The following is a 26999-nucleotide window of genomic DNA, read 5'->3' as shown; positions in this document are numbered from 1 at the left end:
ACCGGGCCGGGATCCTCGTCAGCGCCGCCGCAGCGCCGCGTCCAGGAGGGCCGGCGGCTCGTCGAACTTCTCGCCGGGGGCCAGGTCGACGCCCGGCGGGACGATCGCGTCGATCGCGTCGAGCACGTCGTCGTCCAGCACGGTGTCGGCGGCGTCGAGCTGTGCGCGCAGGTGCTCGGGGGTCCGCGGGCCGATGAGCGCGCTGGTCACACCGGGGTGCGCGGTGACGAACCCGAGGGCGAGCTGGATGAGCGTGAGCCCGGCGTCGGCCGCGACCTTCGCGAGCTGCTCGACCGCGTCGAGACGGGCGCGGTTGGCGGGCACCTCGAGGTCGAACCGCTCGGGCAGCACGCCGGACCGGTGCGTGGTGACCGGCCGCCCGGCGCGGACGGCGCCCGACAGCCAGCCGGACGCGAGCGGGCTCCACGCCAGGACGCCCAGGCCGTACTCCTGCGCGACGGGCAGCACGTGCGCCTCGACCCCGCGCTGCAGGGCCGAGTAGCTGGGCTGCTCGGTGACGTAGCGGGACAGGCCGCGCTCGCGGGCCGCCCACTGCGCCTGCACGATCCGGTAGGCCGGGAACGTCGAGGAGCCGAGGTAGCGGATCTTGCCGGCGCGCTGCAGGTCGGTCAGGGCAGCGAGCGTCTCCTCGTCGGAGGTCTCGGGGTCCCACCGGTGCACCTGGTAGAGGTCGACGTGGTCGACGCCGAGGCGGCGCAGGCTGTCGTCGAGCGCGCGGGTGAGCCAGCGGCGCGAGCTGCCGCGGTGGTTGGGCTCGTCGCTCATGGGCATGACGGCCTTGGTCGCCAGGACGACGTCGTCGCGACGGCCGGCGATCGCGCGGCCGACGAGCTCCTCCGACTGGCCCGCGCTGTACCAGTCGGCGGTGTCGACGAGGTTGATGCCCGCCTCGAGGGCGGCGTCGACGATCGCCGTGGCGTCGTCCTGGGTGGTGCGGCCGATGGCGCCGAGGTTCATGGCGCCCAGGGCGAGGGTGCTGACCTGGACGCCGGTGCGTCCGAGCGTGCGGTAGCGCATGAGGTCCTCCGGGGTGGGTGAGGTGGCGGCGGTCCCGCCGCCGGGGGGCTGGCCCCGACTCGACCGTGGTGCGAGGATGACGAAGCGGAGCGCCGCTCCACACGATACGGAACGCTGTTCCGCTTAGCAAGGGAGAACTGCGCGTGCCCTCGACCGAGCCCTCGACGACCGACGCCGTGCGGCCCCGCCGGGCCGACGCGCAGCGCAACGAGCGGGCGCTCCTCGAGGCTGCCGCCGCGGTGTTCGTCGAGTCCGGCGTCGACGCACCGGTCCGCGAGATCGCGGGCCGCGCAGGCGTCGGCATGGGCACGATCTACCGTCACTTCCCGACCCGGGCCGACCTGGTCGTCGCCGTCTACCGGCACCAGGTGGAGGCGTGCGCCGACGCCGCACCGGCCCTCCTGCGCACCCGGCCGACGCCGTACGACGCCCTGGTCGCCTGGGCCGACCTGTTCGTCGACTTCCTCGTCACCAAGCACGGCCTGGCCGCCGCCCTGCAGGACGACCGCTCGGGGTTCGAGGCGCTGCACGCGTACTTCCTCGACCGCCTCGTCCCCGCGTGCGCGTCGCTGCTGGCGGCGGCGACCGAGTCGGGCGAGGTGCGCCTCGAGGTCGGTGCGCAGGGTCTGCTGCGGGGGATCGGGAACCTCTGCGCGTCGGGGGCGTCCGACGCGTCGTACGACGCGCGCGTGATGGTGCACCTGCTGCTCGCAGGCCTGCGCGTGCCCCCGCGACCGGCACCGGGCACCCGGTAAAGTCCTTCCATGGCAATCGCTATCCACGTCTCCGTCCACGGGTCCGACGACGCCGTCGGCACGCAGGACGCACCCCTGCGCACCATCGACCGCGCGGCGCAGCTCGCCCGCCCCGGTGACACCGTCACCGTGCACGCCGGCACGTACCGCGAGTGGGTCCGCCCGCGTCGCGGCGGCCGCAGCGAGGACCGCCGCATCACCTACCAGGCCGCCGAGGGCGAGCACGTGCGCATCACGGGCTCCGAGCAGGTCACCGGCTGGGAGCAGGTCGGGGGCGGCGTCTGGCGCGTCGAGGTGCCGAACACGCTGTTCGGCGAGCTCAACCCGTTCGCCGTCGAGGTCGACGGCGACTGGATCGTCCGTCCGGGCCGCGACGACCCGAAGAAGCACCTCGGTGCCGTGTACCTCGACGGCCGCCGCCTCGGCGAGGTCGCGAGCGTCGACGCCGTCGCGGACGCCCCGCGCCGCACCGAGCTCGTCGACGACTGGACCGGCACGACCGTGCCCGTCGCCGACCCCGACTGGACGCCCCGCGTGTGGCACGCCGAGGTCGGCGCCGACGTCACGACCATCCACGCGAGCTTCGGCGACGCCGACCCCAACGCCGCGCTGACCGAGATCAACGTGCGGCCCACGGTCTTCTGGCCGACCGACCACCACGTCGACTTCATCACCGTGCGCGGCTTCGAGCTCGCGCAGGCCGCGACGCAGTGGGCGCCGCCGACGGCGAACCAGCCGGGCCTCATCGGCCCCAACTGGGCGCGCGGCTGGGTCATCGAGGACAACGACATCCACGACGCGACGTGCTCGGCGGTCTCGCTGGGCAAGGAGGCGTCGACGGGTGACAACTACGCGTCCGACCGCGGCGACAAGCCCGGCTACCAGTACCAGCTCGAGTCGGTGTTCTCGGCGCGGCAGATCGGCTGGGACCGCGAGCACATCGGCTCGCACGTCGTGCGCCGCAACCACATCCACCACTGCGGCCAGAACGCGGTCGTCGGGCACCTGGGCTGCGTGTTCTCGCGCATCGAGGACAACCACATCCACGACATCGCCAACGACCGCGACTTCTACGGCCACGAGATCGCGGGCATCAAGCTGCACGCGCCGATCGACGTCGTCATCGCGAACAACCGCATCCACGACTGCTCGCTGGGCATCTGGCTGGACTGGCAGACGCAGGGCACGCGCATCACGCGCAACGTCCTGTGGGACAACAGCCGTGACCTGTTCATCGAGGTCAGCCACGGCCCGTACGTCGTGGACCACAACGTCCTGACGTCGCCCGTGTCGGTGGAGAACCACAGCCAGGGCGGCGCGTACGTGCGCAACCTGCTGTGCGGGACCGTCGGCCTCAAGCAGATGCTGGACCGCGCGACGCCGTACCACCGGCCGCACTCGACGCAGGTCGCCGGGTACGCGCTGATCCTGACGGGCGACGACCGGTGGATCGGCAACGTGTTCGCCGGCGGCGACCTCGACGTCGCGTACGCGCCCACGTCGTGGGGCCGCATCGGCTCGCAGACGGGCACCAGCGCGTACGACGGCTACCCGACGTCCCTCGAGCAGTACCTGACGGAGATGGGCGACCGCTGGGACGGCGACCACAACCGCTTCGGCAGCCGCGTGCAGCCGTACTGGTCGCGCGGCAACGTGTTCGTCGGCGGTGCCCGCCCGGCGGACGTGGAGTCCGACCCGCTGGTGCTCGAGGGCCCGGCGCGCGTCGAGGTCGTCACGCAGGGCGACGAGGTGTGGCTCGAGGTCGACGTCCCCGGCGCCGACGCGGCCGTGCTCGACGCGATCACCGACCTGCCGCCCACGCGGCTGGTCGGCGCGGAGTTCGACGACGTCGACGGCAGCGCCGTGCGGTTCGACACCGACGCGGTCGGCGAGCCGCTCGACGGCGCGCGCCCCGCGGGCCCGCTCGCGGCCGGCCTGACGAACGCGCGCATCCGGCTCCTGTAGGGCACGCCGCGCGAGATCGAGGGATCAGGGCACCCGAGTCCCGGATCCCTCGATCTCGCGCGCGTGGCCGGACGTCGGGCACAGGGTGACGGCCCGGCCGGTGAGCGCGAGCAGGTGCTCGGCGGCCGAGAGCACCTCGGCGAGCGCGTCGGGGTGCGCGAGCCGGAACACGGACGACCGGCCGTCGGGGCGCGAGGTCACCAGGCCGCAGTCGCGCAGGCAGGCCAGGTGCTTGGACACGGTCGACTGCGCGAGGCCGAGGTGCTCGGTGAGGTCGACGACCCGGTGCTCGCCGAGCGCGAGGTGCTGCAGGATCGTCAGGCGGGACGGCTCGCCGAAGCCGCGGAAGAGGGACGCCGCCGCCTCCAGCGCGTCCGTGGCGGCGTGATCGGCGGCGTGATCGGCGGCCGGGGCTGTCATCGACACAGGGCGATGCTAGGTCGCGCCGTCGACCGGTGGAACCCCGCCATCGGTTAGCGTGACGGCGCACCGCGACCGCCGTCGTCGTCCGGCTGCGCGTCGCCCCCGCCTCCCGCGCCGCGCGCCGGCGCCCTGACGGCCGAGCGGAGCGCCCCGCGCGGCCCGTCCGCCGCGCCCTCGCCCCGAACGGAAACACACCGTGCCCGACCAGCGTCCGCCCCTGCCCGACCCCGCCCCCGCACCCGTCGTGGTCGCCGGCCCGCCCGAGGCCGACGAGTCCCACTCCGTCCTCGCGGCCCTGCGCTCGCCGCGCCGGCTGCGCACCGAGACGCTCGCCGGGCTCGTCGTCGCGCTCGCCCTCATCCCCGAGGCGATCGCGTTCTCCGTGATCGCGGGCGTCGACCCGCGCGTCGGGCTGTTCGCGTCGTTCACGATGGCCGTGTCGATCGCGTTCCTCGGCGGCCGGCCCGCGATGATCTCCGCCGCCACGGGCGCGGTCGCGCTCGTCGTCGCCCCCGTCGCGCCGCGGTACGGCGTCGACTACCTGATGGCGACCATCGTCCTCGCCGGCATCCTCCAGGTGGTGCTCGGGCTGCTGGGCGTCGCGCGACTCATGCGCTTCGTCCCGCGCTCGGTCATGGTCGGCTTCGTCAACGCGCTGGCCATCCTGGTGCTGATGTCCCAGGTGCCGCACCTGACGGGCGTGCCGTTCCTGGTCTACCCGCTGGTCGCGGTCGGCGTGGTCGTCATCGTGCTGCTGCCGCGCTGGACCACGGCGGTCCCCGCGCCGCTGGTCGCGGTCGTCCTGCTCACGGCCGCCACCGTGCTCGGAGCCATCAAGGTCCCGACCGTCGGGGACGAGGGGGAGCTGCCCGAGTCCCTGCCGAGCCTGCTGGTCCCGCACGTCCCGCTGACCCTGGAGACGCTCCGGATCATCGCGCCGTACGCGCTCGCGGTCGCGGTCGTCGGCCTGCTGGAGTCGCTGCTGACGGCCAAGCTCGTCGACGACATCACCGACACCCACTCGAACAAGACGCGCGAGGCGTGGGGGCAGGGCGGCGCCAACATCATCACCGGCTTCTTCGGCGGCATGGGCGGCTGCGCGGTGATCGGCCAGACGATGATGAACGTCAAGATCTCCGGGGCCCGCACCCGCATCTCCACGTTCCTGGCGGGCGTGTTCCTGCTGGTCCTCGTCGTGGGGCTCGGCGACGTCGTCGCGGTCGTGCCGATGGCCGCGCTGGTCGCGGTGATGATCATGGTCTCGGTCGGCGCGTTCGACTGGCACTCGGTGCACCCCCGCACGCTGCGCCGCATGCCCCGCTCCGAGACGGCCGTCATGCTCACGACCGTCGCCGTCACGGTCACGACGCACAACCTCGCCTTCGGGGTCGGCGCCGGCGTCCTCGTCGCGACGCTCCTGTTCGCACGCCGCGTGGCGCACTTCACGACGGTCACGCGCCTCGACACCGACGACGACGACGGGCAGCGCGTCTACGCCGTCGAGGGCGAGCTGTTCTTCGCGTCGTCCAACGACCTCGTCTACCGGTTCGACTACGCGGGCGACCCGCAGGACGTCGTCATCGACATGTCGAGGGCGACCGTGTGGGACGCGTCCACGGTCGCCACGCTCGACGCGATCCGGCACAAGTACGCGAGCAAGGGCAAGACCGTGACGATCGTCGGCATGGACCCGGCGAGCGCGCAGCGGCACGACCGGCTCGCGGGGAACCTGGGCGCGGGCGGCTGACCGCCCACCGCGCGCCCGCACGACGCGCACGACGCGCGGCGGGCGCCCGGCTCACGCGTCGAGCGCGCCCCGCACCACCGACACCCCGGAGTGCGCCGGCTCGCCGTCGAGCGGCTCGTCGCTGACGTCCACGACCGGGAACTCCGCGAGGTCCAGGCCCGGCGGCAGCGCGAACTCGCCGCTCGTCCCGTCGAGCGTGCCCAGGCTGACGAGCCCCGACACGTCGGGCTTGAGCAGCCAGACCTCGAGGAAGCCCTCGCCCGCGGGCGCCTCGTCGAGGTCGACGACGAGCGAGCGCGACCCGTCGGCCGCGGTGCGGACCTGCGCCGTGCCGGTCTCCGACCAGCCGGGCAGGGGCTCGAGCACGGCGCTCGCGACGAGCGTCGAGGGGTCGGACCGCAGCTGCCACCACGCGGACGCGCCGGCGCCGCCGACGACCAGGCCGGCGGCCGCCGCGACGGCGAGCCAGGCCCGGCGCATGCGGCGCCGCGGTGCGAGCGGTGTGACGGTCGCCAGGGAGGGGTCGGCGCCGGCGCCGCCCGTCGGCTCGGCCTGCGCCGGCTCGTCCTGCGTGGGCGCGTCCTGCGCCGCCCCGACCGTCAGCTCGCCGCGGGCCGCCGCGTGCGCACGCTCACCCAGGCCGAGCTCGGCCGCCACACGGTCCCAGACCTCGGGCGCGGGCGCCACGAGCTGCGGCTCCGGGCCGGACTCACGGGCCAGGTCCGCGACGCCGCGCAGCGACGCGACCTCGGCGGTGCAGCGGGGGCAGGCGGCGACGTGGTCCTGCTCGCCGGGGGTGCCGACGGGCTCGCCGAGGGCGAGGAGGGCGAGCGTCTCGTCGTCCACGTGCAGGTCATCGGACAGCACCATCCACCTCCCATCGGGTCCGCAGGCGCGCCAGGCTACGTCGCACGTGACTCTTGACCGTCCCGAGCGGCAGTCCCATTCTCGCGGCGATCTGGTCGTGCGTGAGGTCGTCGTAGAACGCGAGCCGCAGGATCGTGCGCTGCGGGTCGCCCAGGTCGTCCAGGGCGTCCGCGACGACCACGCGGTCGACGACCCGCTGGTCGAGCGTCGCCGCCGGCACGCGGTCCGGGTCGGAGGCCACCTGCGGCTCCTCGCGCAGCCGGCGGTCCCGGGTCCGGCGCTCGTGCGCGTCGGCCACCGCGTGCTTCGTGATGCCCAGCAGCCACGCGGGCAGCCGGGCACGGTCCGGGTCGAACCGTGCCCGGCCACGCCAGGCCTCGACGAACACCTGCTGGGTGACGTCCTCGGCCTCCGACGCGTTGCCGAGGGAGCGCACGGCGACCGTGTGGACCAGGCTCGACCACCGGCGGTACGCCTCGCCGACGGCTGCCTCGTCCCCCGACGCGAAGGCTCGTCCGAGCTCCTCCACGTCGTCGGGCACGGTGGCCGACGTGCTCACCCGCGCTCCCTCCGTCACCGTCACCGAGCCGCGCACCCCCTGTGCGCCTCACGCCGCTCATCCACCTGCGGCGTCCGTGACGGGATCGGCGGTGACAGCGACGTTGTCGGCATAGTGCCCGACTTCGCGGTCGAACGCCCCTCCACACGTGACGAGCACGATCCTGGGTGCACCCGTCCGGTCGAACCACTGCTCGACCGGGGCGTCGCTCTTGGGCACCTGGGCGACGTCCCGGACGGCGTACACGTGCACCACGCCGTCCGAGGTCGTCACCTCCACCCGGGCTCCGGGGGACACGTCCCGCAACCGCGAGAAGGGCCCGATCCCGGTGGTCCAGGAGTCCACGTGCGCGGCAACGACTGTCGCCCCCTCCGGCGTCGCCGGTGCCGGCCCGTAGCGGTACCAACCGGCTCGGCCGGCGTCCTGCGGGATCTCCATCGAGCCGTCGTCCGCGACGCCCACGGCGTCGATCGGCATGTCGAGGCCCAGGTCCGGCACGACGATCCGCACGGGTGCGGGCGCCGGGACGGGGAGCGAGCCGAGGCCCGCGTCGACGACGGGCACGTCGGGGACCGTGGGTCCCGGCGGTGGCGTCGTGGGTGCGGCCGTCGCCGTGGGCGACGACGTGGGCGGCGGGGGGTCGGCCGGGGCCGGCCCGCACGCCGACAGGGCGAGCAGCGCCATGAGCGCCGTCGCCGGAGCCACCAGCGCCGCCGCGCGCAGGGGGCGCGCGCGGCGGCGGGCGGCGGGCGCGCCCGGCTGCCGACCCGCGGGTGCAGGTCGGTCGCCGGGCACGTCACGCCTCACGGTGCGTCTCGCCGACAGGGGATCAGCGACGCGCCGTGGCCCGCTGGGCCACCTGGCGTCCGGCCACGGCCAGACCGGTGAGCCCGGCGGCGACCAGCATGGTCAGCGCGACCGGCAGGACCGGCGAGCTGTCGGCCGCGAGGCCGACCTGACCGGCCTGGACGCCCGCGGGGTCGGAGTGCAGGCCCGTCACGGACTGCGTCGCGACCGCGAGGTTGCCCGCCTCGAGGGAGCCCCACGCGTAGACGACCGTCAGGGCGCCTTCGGTGACCGGGACGTCCGCCGGGCCGAGCACCGCCGGCTCGGTCGTGCCCGCCGCGACGACGGTCGCCGAGACGGTGCCCGCGGGCAGGTCCAGCGTCTGCTCGTTCGGGTTCGTCAGGTTCTTCACGACGGCGTTGCCACCGGCGAGGACGTCGACGGCCGGCGCGGCGGCCACGTGGCGGACCGTGAGACGGCCCTGGCCGGCGGCGGTCGCCTTGGTGTCGTTGGTGAAGAGCGTGGCCGTCGGCTCGCCCTCCGCGTCGAGGTGCGCGACGGCCGTGTAGTTGCCGCCGCCCGCGAGCGTGAGGTCCACCGGGCCGATGGCCGGCGAGGACGCGTCCGCCGCGTCGGCCGCCGTGATGGCCACGGTGTAGGTGCCGGCCGGCAGGTCGAGCGGGCCGGCGAGCGTGCCGGGCGTGAAGTCGTCGAGCGTGCGCTCGCCGTTCACCCACACGTCGACGGTCAGGTCCGGCACGCCGTGCAGCACCGAGAGCTTCGCGGAGCCGCCCGTGGCAGCGGAGGCGGGGAGCGCCGCGAACGAGGCGACGAGGCCGAGGGCCAGAGCACCGGCAGCCGTGCCGGTGAGGAGTCGTGCGCGCATCGGAGGGTCCTTCCGTGGGGCCCGCGCGACGGCGGGCGAGGACGTGCTGACACCCCTACTTCCCCCGCAGGCCCCGATCCGGATGCACCTGGGGCGAACTTTCTTCGCGGAGGGTCCCGCGCGGGTCGTCGTGCGGGCTTGCGGCGACGAAGCGCGCGCCCGCCGGGTGACCTGCGGCGATGAGGGTTGCGCAACAGTGGCGTTGCGTAAAAAAGGCCTCTGACCTGCGGGTAAGCAAGCCCTTCCTTGCTGGCGGGATCGGTGGGGCGGGTCTAGCGTCGAGACGTTCCCGCCCCACGCCCCACTCCCCGGAGGTCCCCATGAGCACCCTCGCAGAGCTCCCCGCCGTGGCCGAGTGCTCGGTCGCCGGCTGTTCGTACAACGACCACTCGTCCTGCCACGCCGCGGCCGTGACCATCGGCGGCGGCACGGGCGACGCGCAGTGCGCCACGTTCATCCCGCTGGGCGTCAAGGGCGGGCTCGACCGCGTCGTCTCGCACGTCGGCGCGTGCCAGCGGCAGGACTGCTCGCACAACTCGCACCTCGAGTGCGGTGCGCCGTCCGTGCGCATCGGCGCGGGCCACGACATCGCCGACTGCCTGACCTACACGGCGCGCTGACGCGCCGGCCCGACGGCCCCTCCGCTCGCGTCAGGGGTCCGCGTCAGGGGTGCTCGGTGGTTCAGGGGTGCTCGGTGATCTCCACCATCGTGCGGACCAGCTCGGCACCGTGCGGCACCAGCTCGCGCTCGCCGGGCAGCAGCCCGGGGGCGACCGAGCGCAGCGCCGCGGCGTCGTCGAGCGCGGCGAGCGGCGAGACGTCGCTCGCGTGCAGGAACGCCGCGAGGAGCGCGCGCGCCGCCTGCGAGTAGTCGCCGCCCGCGTCGACCGCGACCTCGGCGATGAGGACCGCCGTCACGGCGACGTCGAGCTCGGGCGTCCCGGTGCGGGCGTTCGCCCAGTCGACGAGCATCGGCCCGTTCTCGGTGAGGACGACGTTGCCCGGGTGCAGGTCCAGGTGCACGACGGACGGCCCGCCGTCGAGGTGCGGCCAGTCCCGGTCCTGCGGCAGGCGCCACGACGCGGGTGCGGGCACCGCGTGCAGCATGCCGTGCAGGTCGGCCAGCACCTGCGCGGCGTCGGCCAGCGTGATCTCGCCGGCCGTCATCGCCTGCAGCAGCGTGGGGCCGTGCACGCGCGTCATGACGATGTCGGACCCCTCGGCCCGCAGCACGTCGGGCGTCGGGTAGTCGAACGTGCGCACGTGACGCAGCAGCTCGACCTCGGGCGTGGCGTCGCGGCCCTCGCGGTACCGGCGCAGGACGCGCTCGTCGTCGAGCGCGTAGACGTCCGCCGAGGAGCCCGAGGTCAGCAGGTGCCCAGGGGCGTCCCCGGGCGGCGCCGAGCCGCGAGGAACCACGTCACCCGGGTGCATGCCCACGACGGTAACCCCGTTCGCCCGTTCTGTCGCGGGATGCCCGGGTCGCGGAGGGCGCCGAGCGGCGCGCGGCGGCGTCAGGAGGTCGGCGCCCGTCAGTCGCGCAGGTCGTCGGGGAACCGGTCGTCGTCGAGGTGTCGGCCGGGCCCCCGCTGCTCGGGCGTCGTCGTGCCGTAGGGCCACAGCCCGGCGCCGAGGACGCCCGGCGGCAGGGTCGGGCCGAGGGGTCCCGGCGGCCCTGCGTCGTCGTCGCCGGACGGTCGCGGCAGCGTCGCGTCCGCGGGCCCCGCGGGGCGGGGGATGCCCTCCCACGGCTCGGGGCGCGCCAGGTGGGCCACGCGCTGCACCGCCTCGGCGTGCGTCTCGGGCAGCGGCTCGACCCACACGCGGACGGGCTGGCGGACCGAGGCGCGCACGTCGACGTCCTCGCAGCGGCGCATGATGTCGGCGCGCAGGTCGGCCACGCGACCCTCCACGTCGTCCGCCGAGCGCGTCAGGACCACGAACACGCCGCCGCCCAGCGTCGCCATCGGGTGCCCGAGGCCGAACGCCTCGCGCAGCGCCGCACCCACCGCGGCGGACCGTGCGGCGCGCAGGAGGCCGGTGACGTGGCCGGCGGCGACGTCGACCACCGTCAGCCCGTGCAGCAGCGCCGGGTCGACGTCCTCCTGCTCGGCGTCGAGGTACGCCTCCGCGAGCCGCACCGACAGGTACTGCTGCGTCGGCAGCCCCGTCTCGGCGTCCACGCACGCGCCCGTGGTCACGAGCACCGCCTGCGCGTCCGACCAGCCCTCGTTCAGCGCGCGGACGGCGTCCAGCGGGGGCATCGCGCGGCCCGTCGAGCGGTACAGGCACACCAGGTCGTCGAGCGCCTCGCCGATGCCCACGCCGTGCTCGCCGCGCGCGCGACCGAGCTCGAACGCGGCCGCGGTGGCGTCGGTGCCCTCGAGCACGGCGACGGCCAGGGCGTCCACCGCGGGGTGGTACCAGTCGGACGGGCGCCGCCAGACCGACGCGACGCTCTCCTCGCGCCAGCGCTCCCGCAGCCCCTCGGGGAGGGCCTGCCCGTCCTTCTCGATGTGGGTCGTCACACGGGTAGGGAGTGCGCGGCGCGCGGATCATGACGCGGGTACGGGGGTTTTCATCCGATCGGACCACACATCACCCGGTCGCCGTGCTCACGGGGTGCCCGGGCGGGACTCGCGCGCCCCGCCCGTCGCACGCTCGTGGCCCCGGGTGAATCCGTCCGTGCGGCCGTCATCCCGGCCCCACGACCTGCGCAAGCGCCTCACCCGCCCGGGTAACCGGTACGCGGAGTCCTGTTCATCCCATCGGTCGGGTATGGCAGGCTGTCGCAGCGAGGTCGCCCGTGGGTCGGCGACCCGACGGCGACCTGACGGGGACGGCGGCGTGGCCACAGGCGGGAGCGAGAGCGGGGTCATCGAGGATGACGCCGCGCTCCTGCGCGCCACCCGGGAGGGTGACGCCGCGGCCTTCGGCCGCCTCTACGAGCGCCACGCCGGTGCGGCGCTCGTCGTGGCCCGGCAGTACACGCACTCGTCCGCCGACGCCGAGGACGTCGTCTCCGACGCCTTCGCCAACGTCCACCGTGCGCTGCGGGGCGGTGGCGGCCCCGAGAGCGCGTTCCGCGCCTACCTCTTCACGGTCGTGCGCCGCGTCGCCGCGGTGCACCGCACCGCCGGGCGCCGCACGCAGCCGACCGACGACGTCGCCGTTCTCGAGACCGCCTCGACGCCGGTCGAGACGGCCGAGGCGCCGACCCTCGCCGGGTTCGAGCGCAGCGTCGTCGCCCGCGCCTTCCGCTCGCTGCCGGAGCGCTGGCGCGAGGTCCTGTGGCACAGCGAGGTCGAGGGGCTGACGCCTGCCCAGATCGCGCCGATCGTCGGGCTCACGGCGAACAGCACGGCCGCGCTCGCCTACCGTGCCCGCGAGGGGCTGCGGCAGGCCTACCTCCAGCAGCACCTGCAGGACCCGCTGGACGACGGCTGCCGTGCCGTCGCGGGCAAGCTCGGCTCCCACGTGCGCGGCGGGCTCGGCACGCGGGACACGCGGCAGGTCGAGCAGCACCTCGACGACTGCGGCGAGTGCCGGGCGCTCGTCCTGGAGCTCGGCGACGTCAACCACGGCATGCGGGCCGTCGTCGCGCCGCTCGTGCTGGGGCTGCTGGGCCTCGGTGCCCTGGCCCACGAGCTGCCGGTCGGCGGCGGGCTCGCCGCCGGTGCGGCCGCGCTCACGCACCAGGGCGGCGTCGCCGCGTCGGGCGGGGCCGGCGGTGCGTCCGGTGGCGCCGGCGCCGCGGGCGGCACGGGCGCCGGTACGGGTACCGCCGCGGGCGGGACGGTGGCGGGCGGGACCGTGGCGAGCGGTGCGGCCGCCAGCGGTGCGGCGGCGGGCGCCGCGACGGGTGTCGGCGGCGTGCTCGCCGGTCTCTCCGCGGGCGCCGTCGCGGTCGCGGTCGCGGTGGTCGTGGTCGTCGCCGCGGCCATGGTCGGGGCTGTGCAGCTGCTGTCCGGGCCGGACGGCGTGGTCGCCGAGCCGCTACCCGACGTGTCCGGCGCCTCGGAGACCGCCGCGGCGTCCCCGGGCCCGTCCGCGACCCCGGCGCGCACGCCGTCGGCGAGCCCGACGACCGTGCCCGAGGAGGACGACGCGGCCGCCGACGCAGCAGCCGCCGCCGCCGACGCGCCCGGGACCGTCGACGAGGCCCGGCCGGGGCGGACGCGCCCGACGCCCGCCGCCACGCGCGCGCCGGCGACCCCCGGCGCACCGGGCGCCGGTCCGAGCGCGGGACCTGCGGTGCCGGGGGCGCCGGGCACGCCGGGTACGCCGGGCGCGCCGGGCACCGACCCCACCGTCGACCCGACCACCGCGCCGACGCCGGCACCGACCACCCCGCCCCCGCCGGCACCGGCCGATGTCGTCGTCACCGCGCCGGGAGGCGGCATCGCCCTCACCGCCGGGGTGGCCGGGCAGGCGATCGCGCTGACGGTCGGCAACGCCGGCGGGCTGCCGGCCGCCTCGCTGGTCGCCGACGTCGCGCTGCCGGCCGGCGTCACGCTCGTCACCGGCGAGGTGGCGGCCGCGGGCTTCGGGTTCTCGCCCGCCGACGACGCGGTCTGGTCGTGCGTCACCGACGGGGCCGGTGGCGGCGCCACGTGCACGCTGCAGGAGCTGGCGCCCGGGCACGAGGCGGTCCTCGCGCTGACCGTCGCGGTCGACGAGTCGTACCTCGCGTCCGGCGACGAGACGGTGCGGGTGCGCATCTCCGGCGACGGGGCGAGCTGGGAGCCGGCGCCGATCCGGATCGCCGTCGCGCCGTCACCCGCGCGCCTGGCCTCCGGGGAGCAGCCGCCGACCGACGTGCAGCTCGTCACGGGGCGCAGCCACCTGCTCGAGGTGCCGGTGCGCAACGCGGGTGGCACCGCCGTGACCGCCGGTGCCCCCGCGGTCGTCGAGGTCGAGCTGCCGCCCGGCGTGTCCGCGACGGGCGCCGCGCCGTGGGCGTGCACCAGCGCCGACGGGTCGATCGCGTGCCGGCACGGTGCGCTGGCCGCCTTCGAGCACGCGACGCTCGGGCTCACGCTGACCACCGCGCCCGCCGCGGCCACGGGTTCCGGCTCGGTGCAGGTGCGGCTCACGCCGTCCGCGCACCGGCCCGTCGAGACCTACGACGTGGCCTACCGCCTGGTGCGCCCCGCGATCCTGACGACGGCGGTCCCCGCGACGCTGGACGTGGCACCCGGCACCCCGGCCGCGCTCGCCGTCGAGGTCGGCAACGAGGGTGACCTGACCGCGACCGGCACGACGCTGACCCTGGCGGCGCCCGTCGGCGCCGCGATCGCCGCGGCCGGCGGGGACGGCTGGACGTGCACGGGCGACCTCGCCACCCGGACCTGCACGGCCGACCTCGTCGCGGGCGCCCGCAGCGCGCTGACGGCGACGGTGGAGGTGCCGGTCGGGACCGTCGGCCCCGCCGGCGCCGTCACGGTCACCGTCGCGGGCCCGGGCGCCGACGTGCCGGTCGCCTCCCGCACGGTCGCGCTGACCTCCGTCGAGCCGGTGCTCACCGTCACGGACGCCATCGCGGTCGTCGACACGTACCACGGCGGCACGCTCGCGTTCGCCGTGGGGGTCGCGGGGGAGCGGGACGACGGCCGGCCCGCCGCGGCCGCCACCGACGTCCTCGCCACCGTGACGCTGCCCCCCGGCGTCACGGTCGAGCGGACCGGCGCGGGGTCCAGGACGGCCGGGTGCACCGACAGCGGCAGGTTCGTGACCTGCGCCCTCGGTGAGCTGCCCGCGGGCGGTGTCGTCCCCGTCGAGCTGCGGATCCGCGCCGCGGGTGCCGTGCTGGGGACCGTCGACGTCCGCGTGACGGCCACCGGTGCGCAGCCGGTGACGACCTCGACGAAGGTCGTCGTGCCCTCCGCGAACCTCACGCCCGTGTGGACCGGTGTCGGTGACCTCGACGTGGTCGAGGTCGGTGCGCCGCTCCTGCTGTGCGCCGATGCCCGGGGCGGTGTGTGCCCCTCCGTGCAGCGCGAGACCGACAACAACGGCCTCGACATGCGCCCCCTCGACCAGGTGCCGCCGCCCGGGGACCGGGCTCGTGTGCCGGTGTCCTCGCAGACGCTCCTCGACCTGCCGGACGGCCGGCCGGTCGTGTGGGCGGGGCTGTACTGGTCCGGTGTGCGGGGGACCTACGACCCCTGGAGCGGGCCGCTCGACACCGCACGCCTGCGGGCGCCCGACGGGACGTGGAGCGACGTCACCGCCGGCGCCGTCACGCAGGTCTCGGACACCAACGGGCGGCGGTACTACCAGGCGGCCGTGGACGTCACGGACCTCGTGGCGCGCGGCGGCGGTGGCAGCTGGGCGCTGGCCGACGCGGCCGTCAGCGAGGGCCGCACCGACCGGGACCCGAGCTACTACGCGGGATGGTCGCTCGTGGTCGTGCACGGGACGCCGGCTCCCGACGGCACGTCCGGCGCGTCGTCGGTGACCGTGCACCAGGGCGGCGCGTGGATCGGCACGTCCGCGGCGGCCCCCGCGTTCGCGTTCGTGGGCGAGGCCGGTGCCCGCACGCGCATCGGCGTCGTCGCGTGGGACGGGGACCGCGCCAACCGGGGCGACCAGCTGACCCTCTCGGGCGTCGGCCCGCTGACGCCGCTGCGCTGGGACGGGACGGCCGTCGTGGGCGGCGGGTCGGCGGACAACGCGTTCGACTCCACCGCGACCGGCTGGACCTACCCCAACGCGCTCGGCGTCGACGCCAAGGGCTTCGCGGAGGTCACGCTGCCGTCGGGGGTCGGGACGCTGACGCCCAGCACGGCCGGCGACCAGTACCTCATCGGTGTCGTGACCGTGCGCACGGCGCAGGCACCGCTCTCCATCGCGGTGAGCTGAACCCTCGCGGTGAGCTGAACCCGTCCTCCCACGCCGCCGCCCGTGGCGCTTCCGCCGTGCGGTCGGGTCCGGAAGGTGCGCTGCCGAGCCGGACGGGGTCCCCCGATCCCGTGCGCCGGCTCGGCAGCGCGTGTCCTCAGCGGGCGTCCCCCGAGCCGCTGAGGACGTCTGGGGTGCCCGCCGGGGAGTCGTCCACCGGGTCGAGCAGCCGGAGGTGGGGGAGGCGGTCGCCGAAGCGACGCACCTCACCGGTCGTCCCCGGCACGAGCGAGAGCGCCGCGAACGTCTCCGAGCCCGGCAGCGCCTCCTGCGCGAGCTCGCGCAGGAGGTCGGCGGTCTCGGCGATCTGCTGCGCGGTCGGGCGCGGGCGGTCGTCCGTGCCGTCGGGCTCGTCGTCGACGTCGTCGGGCAGGCTGACGTAGAGCACGAAGCCTGCGCGGGGGCCGTGCGGCGGCACCGGGGCGACCGGGACGGGGCGTGGGACGGCGCGGCGGCCGCGCAGCCGAGCGGGTGAGGTCATGGGAGTCTCCGGACTGGGGTGACCGGCGGCGGTGCCTGCAGCGGTCGGCGGACGGACGGGCTGGGGTCGGGTCAGGCCCAACAGCAGCACGGATGCCACCCGTAGGCGCGCACACGGCCGTGACCGGCGCGCAGAGGGGACGTCTCGGGACTCACCGGACGATCGTGGCACGGTGGGCGCTGTCACCCCAAGGAGTTACCCGTGACGTCTCAGGCCTTGGTACCGCGCTCCCACGAGTCGGTACGCGCTCCCACGAGCGCCGGCCGGCGGCCGCAGCCGCGTCAGACGATGCCGTACAGGCGGTCGCCCGCGTCTCCCAGGCCCGGCACGATGTACGCCTTCTCGTTGAGCCGCTCGTCGACCGCCGCGACGACGACCTGCACGTCCGCACGGTCCCCGACGAACTGCTCGACCACGCGGATGCCCTCGGGGGCCGCGATGAGGCAGACCGCGGTGACGTCCCGCGCGCCGCGCTGCAGCAGGTAGTCGATCGACGCGACGAGCGTGTTGCCCGTCGCGAGCATCGGGTCGAGCAGGAAGCACTGGCGACCCGTGAGGTCGTCCGGCAGGCGGTTGGCGTACGTGATCGCCTCGAGCGTCTCCTCGTCGCGCTGCAGGCCGAGGAAGCCGACCTCGGCCGTCGGGAGCAGACGCGTCATGCCCTCGAGCATCCCGAGCCCCGCGCGCAGGATCGGCACGACGATGGGGCTGGGGTTCGCGAGCTTCACGCCGGTCGTCGTCGCGACGGGCGTCACCACCTCGACGTCGCGCGTGCGCACGTGCCGCGTCGCCTCGTAGGCGAGCAGGGTCACCAGCTCGTCGACGAGCTGGCGGAACGTGGGGCTGGCCGTGTCCGCGTCACGCAGGACCGACAGCTTGTGGGCGACGAGCGGGTGGTCGGCGACGTGCAGGCGCATGAACGTCAGGGTAGTGCGAGGATGCCCCCGGCCGCCCGGGACGGTGCGGAGCGCACGCGACGAGGTGCGGCGCGCGACGTCCGGGTCGGGGGCGGGTGCGGGACGGCGTGGGGGAGGCGGGCGTGGACGAGCGGACGGACGTCGAGCTGCCTGCGGCGACCCCCGTGCCCGGTGACGTCGACGGGCCGAGCGCGGCGGAGGCCCCGCACGTCGTCGTCGGGATGCCGTCGCCGTCCGCGACGCCTGCGGACGAGGCGGCGATGGAGCTGGCTCTGGCCGAGGCCCGTGCCGCGCTGACCAGCGGCGACGTGCCGGTGGGCGCCGTGGTGCTCGGCCCCGACGGCGCCGTCGTCGGCCGCGGGCGCAACGTGCGCGAGGCCGACGCCGACCCCACGGGTCACGCCGAGGTCGTGGCGCTGCGGGCCGCGGCGAGCGCGCTGGGCTCCTGGCGCCTGGACGGCTGCACGCTGGTCGTGACCCTCGAGCCGTGCCTCATGTGCGCCGGTGCGGTGCTGCAGGCGCGCGTCCCGCGCCTGGTGCTCGGCGCGTGGGACGAGAAGGCCGGCGCGTGCGGCTCGCAGTGGGACGTCGTGCGCGACCGCCGGTCCCTGCACCGCGTGGAGGTCGTCGCGGGCGTCCGCGCCGAGGAGTCGGCCACCCTCCTGCGCGACTTCTTCCACCCCCACCGCTGAGGCCCACCCCGCCGAGCGCGGTACTCCACCACCGAGCGCGGCACTCGTTTCACCTGCGCTCGGCGGTCGACTACCGCGCTCGGCGTCGGGCGGGCGTCAGTGGGGGAGGGCGGGCAGGAGGTCGGCTAGCTGGGTGAGGGTCTCGCTCGTGCCTGCGTCGAGGGTGAGGGTCGCATAGACGTCGCCGCGCGTGGCGCCGCGGTTGACGACGACGACGGGCCGTCCGGAGCGCGCGGCGTGGCGGACGAACCGCCGGCCCGAGTGCACGGTCAGCGACGAGCCCGCGACGAGCAGCGCGTCGGCGGCGTCGACCATCGCGTACGCACGCTCGACGCGCTCGCGCGGCACGTTCTCGCCGAAGTAGACGATGTCGGGCTTGAGGATGCCGCCGCACGTGCGGGACGGGTCGTCGGGGTCGGGCTGCCAGCACGACTGCACGCGGAAGTCCGCGGTCTGCTCGACGACCGCGTCGGCGTCGGGCGCGATCTCGACGTCGGCGACCTGCCCCACCCGCTCGACGAACCCCGGGTTGAGCGCCTCGAGGCGCTCCGCCAACGCGGCCCGCGGCACGACCCGGTGGCACCGCAGGCACACGACGCGGTCGTACCGCCCGTGCAGGTCGATGACGTGGCGCGAGCCCGCAGCCTCGTGCAGCAGGTCCACGTTCTGCGTGATGACCCCGAGCACGACCCCCCGCTGCTCCATCGCCGCCAGCGCGCGGTGGCCCGCGTTCGGGACCGTCCGGTGCACGTGCCGCCACCCCACGTGGTTGCGCGCCCAGTAGTGCCGACGGAACGCCTCGTCGCCGACGAACTGCTGGAACGTCATCGGCGTGCGCGGCGGCGAGTCCGGCCCGCGGTAGTCGGGGATGCCGGAGTCCGTCGAGACGCCCGCGCCCGTCAGGACGGTCAGCCGGAGCCCGCTCAGTAACGCGACGACGTCCGCGAGGGAGCCCCGCGTGACGGGGACGGTCGGGGACGTGCTCACCTCTCCACGGTACGACGGGTCCGCGCACGACCGCGGTCGCGACGGATTGGGTCCGACGGCGCCGAGCGGGTACTGTGACCCCCCGAGGTAGCGTGTCCGAGCGGCCTAAGGAGCACGCCTCGAAAGCGTGTGTGGGTGAAAGTCCACCGTGGGTTCAAATCCCACCGCTACCGCCGCGGGGTACTGACGAAACTCAGTGCCTTGAAGTGACAGAACCCCTCGCGGGGGCCCGGAAGGGCGTCCCGCGGGGGGTTCAGTCGTTCCTGCGGCGTTCGTTCTTGCCCTTCGCGGACGGACGACGGGCACGAGTCGGCGCAGACTCGCTCAGATGACCGTGCCCGGGCACGACGACAGGCCCACCGGCCTGGGGCCGTGGGCTTGTCGAGGGTGCTGGGGTTGTCGCGGGGGTCAGGCTGCGGCGGTGGGCGGGCTCAGCGCCGCGGGCGGCTCGTCGTCGTCGAGGGCGATCTCCTCGTACCCGGCGATGGCGCGGTCGCGTGCGAGCAGCATGTCGTCGTTCTGGAAGCCGGTGCGCCTGGCCCACGTGCGGACCATGCGCAGGTTGTAGTGCACGATCGCGAAGGTGGTCATGATCGCGGTGGCGGCCAGCCCGACGACGCGGATCCAGCCGCGCTGTACCCCTTCGCCGTCGCGGGCCTTCATGTTCCCGAACACCGCCTCGATGGCGGTGCGGCGGCTGTAGTCGGCGATCCACGCGTCGGAGCCCCAGCGGTGCTCCTGGCGCAGCTTGGTGGCCACGGAGGCGGGCAGCACGAGCGTCGGCTGGTTGTAGACCTTCATCCGCCGGTCCCGGGCTGTGGCGAGGTCGCGGCGGTGCTGCGGGACCTTGAACTGGCGGCTGCCGTCCTTGCGTGCACGGCCGTTCGGCGTCAGCGCGTACTGGGCCAGCTCGGCCTGTGCCCGGCGGAACTTCTCCAGGGCCGCGAGGTTGGTCCGGTACGCGTCGTGCTTGTCCGTGGCGGCGCCGGGCTTGGGCTCCCTGACGACGAGGTGCGGCGGTGGCGGGATCGCGTGGAGGTGCTTGGGCGTCCACGGCACGTACGGCCACCCGTCGATCATGAGCACTCCCGTGGCGGGATCGGGGCGGGCCCCGCGGTCGGCCGGGTGCATGTCGATCGTCTGGGCTACCTCGCGCGTGAGCAGCTCGTCGGCCCATCCTGACGCTTCCCAGTAGGAGAAGCCCCGGTCGACCAGGACCTTCGCCAGGTCGTGCCCGGCCGCGCGGTACTCGTCGAGCATGCGGAGTGTCGGCTTCGGCGTGTTGTAGCCGTTGGGGGTCACGACGAGCGCCTCGACGAGCTTGAGGGTCGCGAACTCGCTCTTCGCGGGGTGGATTCCGACACCGGCAAGCAGGACGTGGCCGAAGAAGCTGTCGTTGGCGTTCTCGTGCGTCTTGGTCTGGTGGCCGTGTCGGGCGTCGGGGTCCCACGAACCGCCTGCCTGTCGGGCGAAGGCACTGTCGCCGCGGTAGTCGTCCTCGCCCTTGGCGCTGGGGAGCGGGCCGCGAGGCCGGGCGGCGGTCCGGATGCTCGTGGCGTCGACACCGAGCGTGTCGGCGTGCGGGACGTCGGTCGGCACGGAGGCCCGGACCAGCTCGTTGAGCCACCGGAAGGTCTCGTCCTCACGGGCGGCGCGCTCGTCGGAGGTCAGGCTCGTGGTGTGGGGCGAGTAGTCGAGCAGGGTGCAGATCCGCTTGAACAGGTAGCGGACCTGCCGCAGCGTGAGGACCTGCCAGCGCCGTCCGATCTTCCGGCGGACACCGAGGCGGTCTTGCAGGCTGACCACGATGTCCTCGGTGAGGACCTGGTGGACCTTGATGAGCGTGGCGCTGCGTTGTCCGGTGCCGAACACCACGATGCAGGCCGCGAGCAGGGTCTCGACGTCGAGCTGACGTGGGGCGCCGCCCTTGCCCGCGCGCAGCTGTTGCTCGAGCTCCACGGCGAGGCCGCTGCGTCGCACGACCTCGCGTGCGCGGACGAACTCTCCCTCGCGGATCACGGCCGGGCCGCCTTACTGGGAGTGCCGACGGCTGCATCGCGCACCTGTGCCACGAGCACGTCGACGACCGCGGGATCGGCCGGCGGGCAGAGCGGGAGGAGGTCTGCCAACGAGCGTGCCGACCGCAGTCCGGCCATCCGGAGCAGGTTGCCCAATGGGATGGCGGCGTTCATCCACGCGAACAGCCACGTGGTGCGCAGCCGGTGCGGCTGGATCTGCACCGCGGCGTCCTCACCGGCCGTGACCATGCCGTGGCTCGCGACGTAGGTGACGTTGCGGCGGGTCGCCTTCTTGCCGAGGACGAGGGCGTCCGGGCCCTCGTCCTCGCTGAGCTCGAGCGCACGGATGACCAGGGCCTCGTACTGACGTCGCACGGGGACCGATCTGGCCCTCGCACCGGGCACCGTGACGAGCAGGTAGACGGTGCCGTCCGGGCCGTGGTGCTCCTGGATGTGCTGACGGCGCAGCAGCCGTAGGTCCGTCGCCGAGAGCCCTGCGCCCAGGCCGAGGCCGATGAGGAAGCAGGCGTTGCGCTCCTTGGTGACGGTCGGCTGGTTGGTGGCCAGCCATGCGAGCTCGTCGCACTCGGCGGGCGTGTAGGGCGCGTCGATGGGGACGTAGGTGAAGCGGGTCTCTTGCCGGTCGGCGTCCAGCGAGCGCACCGCGCGCCGCAGCACGGTGCGTGCGGTGCTGACCGTCTCCTGCGGAACGTCCTGGCGACGCATCCAGCTGCCGCCGGGGCCCGCGTACAGCTCGACGAGCGGCTGGGAGAGCAGGTCGAGCGCGTCCGGTGGCGAGGCGGGGTCTGGTCGGCCCGGCAGTGCCGACGCCCAGACCAGGAACGGGACCACGATGCTGGCGACGTTCCTCGCCGAGACCACCGACGGGGGCCGGGAGCCGACGACCAGGCGCAGCGTCAGGGGCCGCAGCCTCGCCCACTCGGCGTCGGAGAGGTCGGCGGGTCGGTACTGCTCGACGGCGTCACGCACTGCCGGGTCGAGCGAGGTCGGGTCCGGGTCAGGCGCCAGGCGTGGACCTGCCTGGATGCGGCGGGCGGCTGCTCGCTCGGCGCGCTCGTTCGCGAGCTGCCGCCGGTTCGACAGTGGCTTCGCTGGGCGCGTGGTGGTGGGCTTGGTGGCTCGGACCACTCCCTTCTGGATGTCGCTGTCCGCGGCGTGGAGGTATGCCCCCAGCACCGTCTGGTCGATGCCCACGGTGCTCGTGCTGCGGGCTGTGACAGTGGCCTGGACCGGTCGGTCTGTCTCGATCGCGGCGCCGGCCAGACGGCTGGCCGTCAGGGCCTTGCCGGTGGTCTGGCCCATCACGGCTGCGAGCGTCGCGACCGAGCGATCGGCGCAGACGACCTGGGCGAGACGCACGGCGCGCGAGGCCGGTCGCCGACGCGGATGAGGCCTTCCTGCGACCCGCGCGATGCCGACCAGCGCGCGTTGCAGGCTGCGCAGGCGACCGACGTGGTTGTCCCTGGTCCGGGAGTAGCCCGCGAACTTCTCCTTGAAGGCCGCGATGGACGCGTCTCGCAGCAGCACTGTGAAGTCGGGCTCGGACTCCCGGTCCCAACCGGACGGGGCCGCCAGGAACGTGCACAGCGACGACAGGAGGCACTTGGCGTCCTCAGCAGTGGTCGGCCCGGCGGCCCGGACAAGGCGCCGGGCGGCGGGGGCGGCGACCTCCCACTGGGCGGCGGTCAGGCTCTTGGGGACGAAGGCGTCGATGCGGTGGGCGATGGCGGCAGCGGTGGTGGTCATGGGCGGACCTGTCCCGACCGGGATCCCGAGCGCACTGTCCGCACGGCAGCTCCCGCGTCACCCCTTGGGACACCGAACAGAGCGCTCAGGGGTACGTCCGAGCGCTCAGGCGCTCCGCACCACCGGAGGCGAAAGGTCGCCGGGGTGTCCAACCAAGGAGAACCGATGTCCGGACGCATCAACCAGCCGCGCCGCCACCGCGCCCAGCGGCAGGCACGCCTCGCCGAGCTTCTGCTCAAGCGTGACCAGACCGCCAAGGAGTGGGCCGAGCGCTTCTCCCACGGTCTGGACGGTGTCCCTCAGCTCACCCTCGAGCTGATCCACCTCGAGGCTGCCCTCACCGACGGGTGGCCGCACCTCACCGACCGATGGGTCGGGGAGTGGGCCGTGGCCGACGTCCGCAAGCTCCACGACCCGGACGCCGGCACCGAGCCAGGGTGCGCCGTCTGCACCGGACGACTCCAGCCGAGCATCGGCTGACACTCCCTGCGGGGCGAGGCATCACGCCTCGCCCCGCAGGCACGTCTGTGGAGAGTGTGACGGAACGGGGTGCCCGAGCGGGCCGCTCGGAGTCGCACGGCTCGCGCCGGTGCCCGGGGCCACCATGGGTCCCGGATGCGCGTGGGTAGGCTTCTGCACCGTGATCACCGGCGAACTGAAGAGCAAGGTCGACCGCGTCTGGGACGCCTTCTGGTCTGGGGGGATCTCGAACCCGCTCGAGGTGATCGAGCAGATCACCTACCTCCTCTTCATCCGGCGTCTCGACGACCTGCAGACGGCCGAGGAGAACAAGGCCAACCGCCTTGGTACCCCGGTCGCGCAGCGCTTCTTCCCTGACGGTGACGCCCCCACCGGCGTGCCGTACGCGCACCTGCGCTGGTCGTACTTCAAGAACCAGGCGCCGCAGACGGCGTTCGACCTGGTGGACAAGCACGTCTTCCCGTTTCTGCGCACTCTGGGCGCAGACGGTTCGACGTACGCCGGGCACATGGAGGGCGCGCGCCTCACGATCCCCTCGCCGGGGCTGCTGGCGAAGGTTGTCGACCTGCTCAGCGACGTACCGATGAACCGCCGCGACACCAACGGCGACCTGTACGAGTACATGCTCGGCAAGCTCGCGCAGTCTGGCCAGAACGGTCAGTTCCGCACCCCGCGCCACATCATCGAGCTGATGGTGCAGCTCATGGCCCCCTCGCCGCAGGACGAGATCTGCGACCCCGCGTGCGGCACGGCGGGCTTCCTCATGGCCACGAGCGAGTACGTGCGCGAGCACCACCCGGCCGTGCTGACCGACGGAGCGCAGCGGACCCGGTACCACTCGTCGATGTTCCACGGGTACGACTTCGACCGCACCATGCTGCGCATCGGGAGCATGAACATGCTCATGCACGGCGTTGAGAAGCCGGACATCCGCTACCGCGACTCCCTCTCGGAGGCGGCTGGCGGTGACGAGGGGAAGTACTCCTTGATCCTCGCGAACCCGCCGTTCGCGGGCTCGCTGGACTACGAGGCTGTCAGCAAGGACCTGCTCAAGGTCGTCAAGACGAAGAAGACCGAGCTGCTGTTCCTGGCCCTGTTCCTGCGGCTGCTGCAGCCGGGCGGCCAGGCGGCGGTGATTGTGCCCGACGGGGTGCTGTTCGGTTCGTCAACGGCGCACAAGGCGCTGCGCAGGACGCTGGTCGAGGATCAGAAGCTCGACGCCGTCATCAAGTTGCCGTCGGGTGTGTTCAGGCCGTACGCCGGCGTTTCGACGGCGATCCTCATCTTCACGCGCACCGACTCCGGCGGCACCGACGACGTGTGGTTCTACGACGTGCGGGCTGACGGGTACTCGCTTGACGACAAGCGGAACCCCGTCGAGGCCAACGATCTGCCGGACGTGCTGGCCAGGTGGTCGAAGCGCACGACGACGGAGCGCGACCGCGCTCGCACCGAGCAGTCGTTCGTGGTGTCCAAGGCGGACATCGCCGCCCAGGGGTTCGACCTGTCGCTGAACAGGTATAAGGAGACCGTTCACGCGCATGTGGAGCACCGGGTGCCGGCAGAGATCATCGCCGACATCAAGGTACTCAACGACGACATCGCTAAGGGCGTCGAGGCCTTGGAGGCGATGCTCGGATGATTCCGACGGTGCATCTTGGCGATGTTGCGACCATTGAGCGGGCTGGCGTTGACCCATCAGACCTACCCCCGGATACGCGCTACCTCGGACTCGAGCACATTGAGCGCGGTGGCCGAATCATCAGCTACGAGACGGTAGGGGCGGCAGGGCTGGCTAGCACGAAATTTCGGTTCTCCCGAGACCACGTACTGTTCGGAAAGCTCCGCCCAAACTTGGGGAAGATTGCGCGCCCTGAGTTCGACGGAGTGTCGAGCACCGACATTCTGCCCATCAGGCCTGGGATGCGTCTCGATCGCGATTACCTCACGCACTATCTTCGGCAGCCCTCCGTGGTCCAGTACGCAGCAACGCGTGCGACTGGCGCGAACCTACCAAGGTTGAGTCCGAGCGCACTGGCGGCATTTGAGATCCCGTTGCCGCCGATCGAGGAGCAGCGGCGGATCGCGGCGATCCTCGACCAGGCAGGCGCGATCCGCACCAAGCGCCGCCAGGTCCTCGCCCACCTCGACGCGCTCGCGGAGTCGACGTTCCACGCGATGTTTGAGGGGGAGCCAGCGACCGCGACGGTGGCAGACATCGGCAGCAGTATCCGTACCGGACCGTTCGGCAGTCAGTTGCTCCACAGCGAGTTCGTGGACGAGGGTGTCGCTGTCCTGGGTCTTGACAATGTAGTGGGAAACGATTTTCGCTGGGGCGAACGTCGATTCATTACCCCGGCAAAGTACGAGCGGCTCAAGCGGTACACGGTGCAACCTGGTGACGTGCTCATCAGCATCATGGGGACGACCGGTCGATGCGTCGTGGTCCCGGATGGCATTCCGACGGCCATCAACACCAAGCACATCTGCGCCATCACGGCCGACAGGTCGCGCGTCGAGCCAGCGTTCCTCCGCGCGTCCTTCTTGTGGCACCCGACTTCGCGGGAACACCTTCGCCGCCAGACCAAGGGTTCGATCATGGACGGCCTCAACATGGGCATCATCAAGGCGATGCCAGTACCGACACCGGGGCTCGATCGGCAGAAGGAGTACGTGGCTAGGGTTGCCGCGGTGGACGCCCAGCGCGCAGTCGTCGGACGCGCGCTCGCGGCGGACGACGAGCTGTTCGGGTCTCTCCAATCCCGCGCGTTCCAAGGGGAGTTGTAGCCGTGTCCGAACTGAACGCGACGGAGCTGGGCATCCCACAGTGGTGGCAGTTCATGCACCCGGTGCTTCAAGTGGCTTCGAACGGCAAGGAGTGGGCTCGCCGGGACCTCTACTCAGCGGTGCTCGACCTCGCCGGCGTGTCTGATGACTTGCGTGCGGTCCAGTACGAGGCGTCGGGCAACTTCGCTGCGGAGAACCGGGTTGGCTGGGCGAAGTCCGCTCTTACGCGCGCTCGGCTCCTGGAGACGGTGCGCCGCGGCGTGTTCCGCATTACCGATGCCGGTCGGGAGTTCCTTGCGAGCCATCCGCAGGGCTTCACGCAGAGCGATCTCCAGGCGCTCCCCGCGTGGGACGAGTACGAGGTCAAGCGACGTGCGGTGGCAGCCATCGATGACGACGCACCCGTCGCGGTCGCTGACGTCACCAGCGATCCCGACGAGCTGCTCGACGCCGCCGAGTCCGCGACCGAGCAGAGCGTCGCCGTCGACCTGCTGCAGCGGCTCCGTGACGGGGACTGGCAGTTCTTCGAGCGCACTGTCCGCCGGCTCCTTACCGCCATGGGGTACGGCACGGAGGGCGCGAGGCTGCGCACCACCCGCTCCGGCGATGGCGGTATCGACGGCGTCATCAACCGCGACGCGCTCGGGCTGGACCGGATCTACATCCAGGCCAAGCGGTTCCGTGACGCGTCCGTCGACAGTGACACGGTGCGTACCTTCCTCGGGTCCCTCGACACGCAGCGGGCGAGTTTCGGGGTCTTCTTCACCACGAGCCGCTTCACGAAGGACGCAGAGGACGCCGCGGACCGGAGCAGCAAGAGCGTCGTGCTGGTCGACGGGCAGGAGCTGGCCAAGCTGATGATCCGGTACCGGGTCGGGACCCAGGTCCGCCGACGGGTGGAGATCGTCGAGGTCGACGAGGACTTCTTCGAGTAGGTCGGC

Annotated in this window: 23 protein-coding genes and 1 tRNA gene; 11 read left to right on the top strand and 13 right to left on the bottom strand. The window is 73.7% G+C overall.

Annotated elements, in window-relative coordinates:
* Positions 1 to 18: 18 nt before the first annotated feature.
* Entirely contained in the window at positions 19 to 1038 is a 1020-nt protein-coding gene (locus H9657_RS04305) for an aldo/keto reductase (protein WP_191780632.1), read from the bottom strand.
* 143 nt (positions 1039 to 1181) lie between these two features.
* Here H9657_RS04305 and H9657_RS04300 point away from each other — a divergent pair, with 143 nt between their 5' ends.
* Positions 1182 to 1793, top strand: a complete 612-nt coding sequence (locus tag H9657_RS04300) for a TetR/AcrR family transcriptional regulator (protein ID WP_191780630.1) — start codon at positions 1182 to 1184, stop codon at positions 1791 to 1793.
* A 9-nt stretch (positions 1794 to 1802) separates the two neighbouring features.
* On the top strand, positions 1803 to 3758 hold the full coding sequence (locus tag H9657_RS04295; protein WP_191780628.1) for a right-handed parallel beta-helix repeat-containing protein: 1956 nt from the start codon (positions 1803 to 1805) through the stop codon (positions 3756 to 3758).
* 24 nt (positions 3759 to 3782) lie between these two features.
* Here the strand turns inward: H9657_RS04295 and H9657_RS04290 are convergent, their stop codons facing one another.
* A complete protein-coding gene (locus H9657_RS04290; protein WP_191780802.1) occupies positions 3783 to 4178 on the bottom strand; it encodes an ArsR/SmtB family transcription factor in 396 nt (131 codons plus the stop codon).
* 199 nt (positions 4179 to 4377) lie between these two features.
* Here H9657_RS04290 and H9657_RS04285 point away from each other — a divergent pair, with 199 nt between their 5' ends.
* Positions 4378 to 5928 carry a SulP family inorganic anion transporter gene (locus H9657_RS04285; protein ID WP_404813133.1) on the top strand — a complete coding sequence of 517 codons (1551 nt, stop codon included), beginning with the start codon at positions 4378 to 4380 and terminating at the stop codon, positions 5926 to 5928.
* Positions 5929 to 5979: 51 nt separating this feature from the next.
* Here the strand turns inward: H9657_RS04285 and H9657_RS04280 are convergent, their stop codons facing one another.
* From H9657_RS04280 to H9657_RS04265, 4 genes are read right to left on the bottom strand one after another with little or no spacing between them, the layout of a single operon-like run.
* Entirely contained in the window at positions 5980 to 6798 is an 819-nt protein-coding gene (locus H9657_RS04280) for an anti-sigma factor (protein ID WP_225214540.1), read from the bottom strand.
* On the bottom strand, positions 6782 to 7354 hold the full coding sequence (locus H9657_RS04275) for an RNA polymerase sigma factor (RefSeq protein WP_191780626.1): 573 nt from the start codon (positions 7352 to 7354) through the stop codon (positions 6782 to 6784). The genes H9657_RS04280 and H9657_RS04275 overlap by 17 nt, the downstream gene beginning before the upstream one ends.
* Before the next feature lie 57 nt (positions 7355 to 7411).
* Positions 7412 to 8161: a class F sortase gene (locus tag H9657_RS04270; RefSeq protein ID WP_318241278.1), complete on the bottom strand. Its 750-nt coding sequence runs from the start codon at positions 8159 to 8161 to the stop codon at positions 7412 to 7414.
* Positions 8162 to 8183: 22 nt separating this feature from the next.
* Positions 8184 to 9026, bottom strand: coding sequence for a DUF4397 domain-containing protein (locus H9657_RS04265; protein WP_191780624.1), 843 nt, complete (start codon positions 9024 to 9026; stop codon positions 8184 to 8186).
* 320 nt (positions 9027 to 9346) lie between these two features.
* On the opposite strand from H9657_RS04265, the gene H9657_RS04260 reads away from it, so the two are divergent.
* Positions 9347 to 9646, top strand: coding sequence for a DUF1540 domain-containing protein (locus H9657_RS04260; RefSeq protein WP_191780622.1), 300 nt, complete (start codon positions 9347 to 9349; stop codon positions 9644 to 9646).
* Positions 9647 to 9707: 61 nt separating this feature from the next.
* Here the strand turns inward: H9657_RS04260 and H9657_RS04255 are convergent, their stop codons facing one another.
* Entirely contained in the window at positions 9708 to 10460 is a 753-nt protein-coding gene (locus H9657_RS04255; protein ID WP_191780620.1) for a phosphotransferase, read from the bottom strand.
* 98 nt (positions 10461 to 10558) lie between these two features.
* Positions 10559 to 11554 (bottom strand): hypothetical protein, encoded by a 996-nt coding sequence (locus H9657_RS04250; protein ID WP_318241276.1) that lies wholly within the window; start codon positions 11552 to 11554, stop codon positions 10559 to 10561.
* A gap of 319 nt (positions 11555 to 11873) precedes the next feature.
* Between H9657_RS04250 and H9657_RS04245 the strand changes: the two genes are divergently transcribed.
* Positions 11874 to 15890 carry a sigma-70 family RNA polymerase sigma factor gene (locus H9657_RS04245; RefSeq protein ID WP_191780618.1) on the top strand — a complete coding sequence of 1339 codons (4017 nt, stop codon included), beginning with the start codon at positions 11874 to 11876 and terminating at the stop codon, positions 15888 to 15890.
* A gap of 136 nt (positions 15891 to 16026) precedes the next feature.
* Here H9657_RS04245 and H9657_RS04240 read toward each other — a convergent pair whose 3' ends face one another.
* Both H9657_RS04240 and upp read right to left on the bottom strand, forming a co-directional pair.
* Positions 16027 to 16410 carry a hypothetical protein gene (locus tag H9657_RS04240; protein ID WP_191780616.1) on the bottom strand — a complete coding sequence of 128 codons (384 nt, stop codon included), beginning with the start codon at positions 16408 to 16410 and terminating at the stop codon, positions 16027 to 16029.
* Between the two features lie 281 nt (positions 16411 to 16691).
* A complete protein-coding gene (gene upp / locus H9657_RS04235; RefSeq protein ID WP_191780614.1) occupies positions 16692 to 17327 on the bottom strand; it encodes a uracil phosphoribosyltransferase in 636 nt (211 codons plus the stop codon).
* Between the two features lie 221 nt (positions 17328 to 17548).
* On the opposite strand from upp, the gene H9657_RS04230 reads away from it, so the two are divergent.
* Positions 17549 to 18019, top strand: a complete 471-nt coding sequence (locus H9657_RS04230) for a nucleoside deaminase (RefSeq protein ID WP_225214652.1) — start codon at positions 17549 to 17551, stop codon at positions 18017 to 18019.
* 96 nt (positions 18020 to 18115) lie between these two features.
* Here the strand turns inward: H9657_RS04230 and H9657_RS04225 are convergent, their stop codons facing one another.
* Positions 18116 to 19006: a Sir2 family NAD-dependent protein deacetylase gene (locus H9657_RS04225; RefSeq protein ID WP_191780612.1), complete on the bottom strand. Its 891-nt coding sequence runs from the start codon at positions 19004 to 19006 to the stop codon at positions 18116 to 18118.
* A gap of 86 nt (positions 19007 to 19092) precedes the next feature.
* Between H9657_RS04225 and H9657_RS04220 the strand changes: the two genes are divergently transcribed.
* Positions 19093 to 19179, top strand: a tRNA-Ser gene (locus H9657_RS04220).
* Between the two features lie 235 nt (positions 19180 to 19414).
* Here the strand turns inward: H9657_RS04220 and H9657_RS04215 are convergent.
* Positions 19415 to 21025 carry a hypothetical protein gene (locus tag H9657_RS04215; RefSeq protein ID WP_191780610.1) on the bottom strand — a complete coding sequence of 537 codons (1611 nt, stop codon included), beginning with the start codon at positions 21023 to 21025 and terminating at the stop codon, positions 19415 to 19417.
* Entirely contained in the window at positions 21022 to 22791 is a 1770-nt protein-coding gene (locus H9657_RS04210; RefSeq protein ID WP_191780608.1) for a hypothetical protein, read from the bottom strand. Before H9657_RS04210 ends, H9657_RS04215 begins: the two co-directional genes overlap by 4 nt.
* A gap of 165 nt (positions 22792 to 22956) precedes the next feature.
* Here H9657_RS04210 and H9657_RS04205 point away from each other — a divergent pair, with 165 nt between their 5' ends.
* The 4 genes from H9657_RS04205 (at position 22957) to H9657_RS04190 (ending at position 26993) form a co-directional block, all read left to right on the top strand.
* Entirely contained in the window at positions 22957 to 23271 is a 315-nt protein-coding gene (locus H9657_RS04205) for a hypothetical protein (RefSeq protein WP_191780606.1), read from the top strand.
* Between the two features lie 160 nt (positions 23272 to 23431).
* A complete protein-coding gene (locus H9657_RS04200) occupies positions 23432 to 24913 on the top strand; it encodes a type I restriction-modification system subunit M (RefSeq protein ID WP_191780604.1) in 1482 nt (493 codons plus the stop codon).
* The gene (locus H9657_RS04195) at positions 24910 to 26058 is read left to right on the top strand and encodes a restriction endonuclease subunit S (RefSeq protein WP_191780602.1); all 1149 of its coding nucleotides are present in this window, start codon (positions 24910 to 24912) and stop codon (positions 26056 to 26058) included. Before H9657_RS04200 ends, H9657_RS04195 begins: the two co-directional genes overlap by 4 nt.
* Positions 26059 to 26060: 2 nt before the next feature.
* The gene (locus tag H9657_RS04190) at positions 26061 to 26993 is read left to right on the top strand and encodes a restriction endonuclease (protein ID WP_191780600.1); all 933 of its coding nucleotides are present in this window, start codon (positions 26061 to 26063) and stop codon (positions 26991 to 26993) included.
* Positions 26994 to 26999 lie beyond the last annotated feature (6 nt).

Source organism: Cellulomonas avistercoris, from assembly GCF_014836445.1.
Taxonomy (GTDB): Bacteria; Actinomycetota; Actinomycetes; order Actinomycetales; family Cellulomonadaceae; genus Cellulomonas; species Cellulomonas avistercoris.
The sequence above is the reverse complement of the archived record's forward strand: the minus strand, read 5'-3'. Positions and strand labels throughout refer to the sequence as shown.